The sequence below is a fragment of the Salinarimonas soli genome, assembly GCF_008386575.1.
Classification (GTDB): domain Bacteria; phylum Pseudomonadota; class Alphaproteobacteria; order Rhizobiales; family Beijerinckiaceae; genus Salinarimonas_A; species Salinarimonas_A soli.
The window spans coordinates 1-872 of sequence record NZ_VUOA01000158.1; the positions used below are offsets into that span (position 1 = coordinate 1).

Annotated in this window: 1 protein-coding gene; it reads left to right on the forward strand. The window is 46.7% G+C overall.

Translation table 11 applies throughout. The features are described from left to right. A partial coding sequence (locus tag F0L46_RS27735) for a hypothetical protein (protein ID WP_149822409.1) occupies positions 1 to 795 on the forward strand: 795 nt, incomplete at its 5' end. Between the last annotated feature and the right edge of the window lie 77 nt (positions 796 to 872).

Genomic DNA, 872 nt, shown 5'->3' on the forward strand with positions numbered 1-872 from the left:
TTCAAAGATAACCACTGCGCCAAGATGAGACTGACTTTGTTTGCCTTCGTCCTCGCCGTGTGTGCGCTGGCTTCTAACGCCACACTTGCACCAAGAACTGATGACGTACTGGCAGAGCAGCTGTATATGAGTGTCGTCATTGGTGAATACGAGACCGCTATCGCCAAATGCTCTGAATATCTGAAGGAAAAGAAGGGAGAGGTTATCAAGGAAGCCGTGAAGCGTCTGATCGAAAACGGCAAGAGGAACACCATGGACTTCGCCTACCAGTTATGGACAAAGGATGGAAAGGAAATCGTCAAATCTTACTTCCCCATCCAGTTTAGAGTGATCTTCACCGAGCAGACTGTCAAGCTCATAAACAAAAGGGACCATCACGCCCTCAAGTTGATCGACCAACAAAACCACAACAAAATTGCATTCGGTGACTCCAAAGACAAAACCAGCAAGAAAGTCTCCTGGAAGTTTACCCCCGTGTTGGAAAACAACAGAGTATACTTCAAGATCATGTCCACCGAGGACAAACAGTACCTGAAGCTCGATAACACGAAAGGTTCTAGTGATGACCGTATCATCTACGGTGATAGCACCGCTGACACCTTCAAACACCACTGGTACCTTGAGCCCTCCATGTACGAAAGCGACGTCATGTTCTTCGTCTACAACCGAGAGTACAACAGTGTTATGACACTTGATGAAGATATGGCCGCCAACGAAGACCGTGAAGCCTTGGGCCACAGCGGCGAAGTTTCCGGTTATCCCCAACTTTTTGCATGGTACATCGTCCCCTACTAAGCGTTGTTGTAAAAGGTTCTGCCGATTAATATGTTGAAAACCAAATTAACACGAATAAAGCTGAAGCTGAAAACGAA